This is a genomic window from Streptomyces boncukensis (assembly GCF_011045075.1).
Classification (GTDB): Bacteria; Actinomycetota; Actinomycetes; order Streptomycetales; family Streptomycetaceae; genus Streptomyces; species Streptomyces boncukensis.
Genome location: NZ_JAAKZZ010000841.1, coordinates 1 through 2,034 on the forward strand (window position 1 = coordinate 1; position 2,034 = coordinate 2,034).

Annotated in this window: 1 protein-coding gene and 1 pseudogene; one reads left to right on the forward strand and one right to left on the reverse strand. The window is 74.0% G+C overall.

Annotated features, from left to right (window positions below; all coding sequences use genetic code 11):
* Window positions 1-37: 37 nt before the first annotated feature.
* Complete coding sequence (locus tag G5C65_RS36220) at window positions 38-1,693, reverse strand: ABC-F family ATP-binding cassette domain-containing protein (protein WP_165303299.1); 1,656 nt, start codon at window positions 1,691-1,693, stop codon at window positions 38-40.
* A 63-nt stretch (window positions 1,694-1,756) separates the two neighbouring features.
* Between G5C65_RS36220 and G5C65_RS36225 the strand changes: the two are divergent.
* Window positions 1,757-2,034 (forward strand): annotated as a pseudogene (locus G5C65_RS36225) (hypothetical protein); the annotation flags it as partial.

Genomic DNA, 2,034 nt, shown 5'->3' on the forward strand with positions numbered 1-2,034 from the left:
GCTCCGGCCCCCGCCCCCGGCCCCCCGACCGCGCCGCTCACCGGGCGCGGGCGACCCGGTCCTCGTCCCAGACCGGCTCCGGCACCTCCCGTACCCGCCCGTCGGCGCCGAAGACCAGGAAGCGGTCGAAGCCGCGCGCGAACCAGCGGTCGTGCGTCACCGCCAGCACCGTCCCCTCGTACGCCTCCAGCCCCTCCTGCAGGGCCTCGGCCGACTCCAGGTCCAGGTTGTCCGTCGGCTCGTCCAGCAGCAGCGCCGTCGCCCCGGCCAGCTCCAGCAGCAGGATCTGCAGCCGGGCCTGCTGGCCGCCCGACAGCCGCCCGAACTCCAGCTCGGCCTGCCGGGTCAGCTCGTAGCGGCGCAGCGCGGACATCGCGGCCCCCCGGTCCCTGGCGTGCTCCTTCCACAGGATGTCCAGCAGGGTGCGCCCCTCCAGCTCGGGGTGCGCGTGGGTCTGCGCGAAGTGGCCGGGCACCACGCGGGCGCCCAGCTTCCAGCCGCCGGTGTGCGCGACGTCGCCGCCCGCGAGGAGCCGCAGGAAGTGCGACTTGCCGGAGCCGTTCGAACCGAGGACGGCGACCCGCTCGCCGTAGAACACCTCCAGGCTGAACGGGCTCATCAGCCCCGTCAGCTCCAGCCCCTCGCAGGTCACAGCGCGCACCCCGGTGCGCCCGCCGCGCAGCCGCATCCGGATGTCCTGCTCCCGCGGCGGCTCCAGCGGCGGGCCCGCCTCCTCGAACTTCTGCAGCCGGGTGCGGGCCGCCTGCAGCCGGGAGGCCATATCGGAGTTGAAGGCGGCCTTCTGCTTGTACATGCTCACCAGCCGCTTCAGCTTGGCGTGCTCCTCGTCCCAGCGCCGCCGCAGCTCCTCGAAGCGCGCGAACCGCTCCTTGCGCGCCTCGTGGTACGTCGCGAAGCCGCCCCCGTGCACCCACACGTCGCTCCCGGCGGCGCCCGGCTCCACGCTGATGATCCGCTCCGCGGTGCGGGCCAGCAGCTCCCGGTCGTGCGAGATGAACAGCACCGTCTTGGACGTCTCCCGCAGCCGCTCCTCCAGCCAGCGCTTCCCCGGGACGTCCAGATAGTTGTCCGGCTCGTCCAGCAGCAGCACCTCGTCGCCGCCGCGCAGCAGCGCCTCCAGCACCAGCCGCTTCTGCTCCCCGCCGGACAGCGTGCGCACCTGCCGCCACCGGGCCTTCTCGTACGGCACGCCCAGCGCGGCGACCGTGCACATGTCCCAGAGCGTCTCCGCCTCGTAGCCGCGCACCTCGGCCCAGTCGGCAAGCGCCTGCGCGTACTGGAGCTGGGCGGCCTCGTCGTCCCGCTCCATACCGCGCTCCTCCGGGGGACGGCCCCCAGACCCCCGAAGTGCCAGCTCGGCGTCGTCCACGGCCCGCGCGGCCGTGCGGATCTCCTTCCTGGACACCTCGGCCAGCAGGTCCCGCACCGTGCGCTCGTCCCGCACCGAGCCCACGAACTGCGGCATCACGCCCAGGCCGCCGCCGACCGCCACCGTCCCCGCGTCCGGCTTCAGCTTCCCCGCGATCAGCCGCAGCAGCGTCGTCTTGCCCGCGCCGTTCGCCCCCACCAGCGCCGCCGAGGCGCCCTCGCCGACCCGCAGCGAGACATCGTCCAACAGCATCCGGCCATCGGGCAGGCAGAACTCCAGGTGCGCGACTTCGACGTGTCCCATACCGCGATTCTCGGCGCCCGGGACTCCGGCGCCAACCCAATATCGAGCGCATAGGATGCGCGCATGAGCTTTGGGCAGGGGGGACCCGACCGGGGTTCCGGGACACCTGACTGGGCGGCGCTCGCCGAGCAGGCGGAACGCGCCCGCGCACGCCGCCGCCGCCGACTCATCGCGGGCGGCGGGGCGCTGGCCACCGTGCTGGTCGCCGGGATCGTCGCGCTGGCCGTGGTCAGCGAGGACGACGGGGACGGCGACGCCTCCGACAAACCGTCCTCGTCCCTGCCGTCCGCCGAGAAGCTGCCCTCCTCACCGGACTCCGCCCCCTCCCCCACGTTCAAGGA

Coding starts and splice junctions, on each gene's coding strand:
- G5C65_RS36220 (WP_165303299.1), bottom strand. CDS start 1,693: ATGGGACACGTCGAAGTCGCGCACCTGGAGTTCTGCCTGCCCGATGGC.